The 1,491-nt window shown below is 65.4% G+C and carries 1 protein-coding gene and 1 pseudogene; one reads left to right on the forward strand and one right to left on the reverse strand.

What is annotated here, in order from left to right; translation table 11 throughout:
- Positions 1-135: 135 nt before the first annotated feature.
- Positions 136-357, reverse strand: a pseudogene (locus tag ABZ818_RS42765) (IS5/IS1182 family transposase); the annotation flags it as partial.
- 811 nt (positions 358-1,168) lie between these two features.
- Between ABZ818_RS42765 and ABZ818_RS42770 the strand changes: the two are divergent.
- On the forward strand, positions 1,169-1,438 hold the full coding sequence (locus ABZ818_RS42770; RefSeq protein ID WP_361427747.1) for a hypothetical protein: 270 nt from the start codon (positions 1,169-1,171) through the stop codon (positions 1,436-1,438).
- The last annotated feature ends 53 nt before the right edge of the window (positions 1,439-1,491 follow it).

Consider the following 1,491-nt stretch of genomic DNA (forward strand, 5'->3'; position numbering starts at 1 on the left):
GATACGTCACCCCGGTCGAAACCAGGGCCCTGACAGCACAAGACCTCGCCCCCGCAGCGTAACCATCCGCTGTCCACGATCACGGGGGAACTTCATACCCTTCGGGAGGAGCCGACGGCCATCTGCGCCTACATTTCAGGCTGACGCACCGTTAGAAGCGGTCTTCGGGCGGCGCCAGCAGATGATGCTGCAGCCGAGGGTGAGGAAGGCTTCGTGGAGGTCGTCGCGAATTTCCCAGCGAGTGCGCAGGCGGCGGAACCAGTGCAGGAGCGCGAAGGCGGCTTCGACGACCCAGCGGTGGACGCCCAGGCCGGAGCCGTGCTCGGTCCCGCGGCGGGCGATGACCGGGCGGATGCCCAGGTGGCTTTGTTCACGAGAACCGGTTCTGGCGCAGCTTCTGTGGCGCGGATACGCGCCTGGGGCCACCGACGACGGGGCGAGGTTGGGGACGGTTCCCGTGTTCGCTGTGGTTCGCTCGATGAAGGAGGAGCCCGACTGTGTCCCTGCGGCATCGCCACGAGTACGCCGCAGGCTTTCCTCGTGGCCTCCCGGCCAGCTTCAATAGACCGACCCAGGAGTTGGCAGATCACCCGAAATGATGACCTGCATACGCACCGCTTCCGGCCCAGATCCGCCAGGTTCGAGCCGGTGTCTCTTTGAGAGACGTAAAACGCCGGTTCCTCGCGTACTCCTCTCCATCACGCTTGCCGGACCCGCCCCATCTGGCAGTACTGGACACGTCCCGGCGTTGTCAGGGCCGCTCTCGCCCTCCCCGTCATCACCCGGATCAGGCTGCCCTCAGCTTCAACCCGACTGCTGCGACAGCGGGTTGGTGCAGGTCTTTCACCTCCACTCGAACCAACAGCGCCTCACGGCGCAAAGAGAAGTTGAGTCAGAACCCGAGAACCGACAGCACCTGTACACGAGATTGGGTTCTGGCACAGCTTCCGTGCAGCTGTGACTGAGCGTCGCAAGGCGGCAAGGTGTTGAGGCTCCGTGAACATGGTTCTGACCGCAATTCCGTGAATCCGCAGGTAAGCCACTGGCTGCGGGAGCGATCCTTCCGGGGGTCGCCTGGCCATGGTGGTTTCTCGAGTGGCGACACCGGCAGCCCGGGGCCGTATGGGGCGGCGCGCGGCCGAAGGAAGCCGAGGTCTATCGTCCGGGCATGGATTTCGACTTGCCAGAGGGACTTCCCCCGGGGCGGTTCGTCTCGTCGGGGTCGGTGTGCGTCTGGGTTGCGGACGAGCTGCCGTGTGACGTTGACGGGGTGTGGCGGCCCCTGCTGTCCGGGCAGGAAGACACCGGGCTGGTGCCGCTGCTGGGCGGGGCGTTCCTTGGCCGTCCGATCGACCTGGCAGAGATATCCGCTGTCCGTCTGGAGGATGTCCTGGCCGGTCACGTCCGCTGGAGTGGTGTATCGACGGCCACTCGGTGATCTCGTCTTTGAGGCTATGCGCTGAGTTCGGTGGGCAGGGCGGTGTCGTCGGT

Source organism: Streptomyces sp. NPDC047453, assembly GCF_040643155.1.
GTDB lineage: Bacteria > Actinomycetota > Actinomycetes > Streptomycetales > Streptomycetaceae > Streptomyces.